Genomic DNA, 573 nt, shown 5'->3' on the forward strand with positions numbered 1-573 from the left:
GCTCCCGGAGAGCAGGGCATTGCCACTGACCTCATCCGTGAAGCGGCGGAACGCACTTCCTCCATCGCCGGCTGGCTCGAGAACCGGGATCCGGGTTCGCTCCTTAGCGAGGTGCAGACCTTCGCCCGGAACAAGCCCGGCACCTTCCTGCTGCTGGCAGCCGGCGCCGGCATCCTTGCCGGCCGCCTCACCCGTGGACTCACCGCCGGGGCTCCGGAAACGTCCGCCAACGGTGGGCAGGCACTTGGCTCGACTCCGTACCCGCCGGTTGCCGGTGGCACTACTCCCCCACCGCCGGTCCACCTTCCAGGCCCGGCCGTCACCACCGCCGGTTTCGACGGCGGCGCACCGGGCAGCAACTACCCGTCCGCAGGGTCCGCGTCCTCGCTGGACAGCCCGCAATTGGTGGAGGAGCCGTGGACCGGGAACAGGTTGGATGACGAGTCCTTCGCCACCGATCCCCTTACCGGCGATCCCGTCACCCGGGACCCGTCGGACGGCCAGTCTGGCAGGTTCTGATGAGCAGCGAAGTTCCCGAAGCACCGGCCAGCGCGGCCCATCGGAAAGCGGATA

The 573-nt window shown here is 69.3% G+C and carries 1 pseudogene; it reads left to right on the top strand.

Features of this window, described 5'->3' with window-relative positions:
* Positions 1 to 519: pseudogene (locus tag ACU18_RS20080) on the top strand (hypothetical protein); the annotation flags it as partial.
* Between the last annotated feature and the right edge of the window lie 54 nt (positions 520 to 573).

The organism is Arthrobacter sp. ZBG10, assembly GCF_001238605.1.
Lineage (GTDB): Bacteria > Actinomycetota > Actinomycetes > Actinomycetales > Micrococcaceae > Arthrobacter.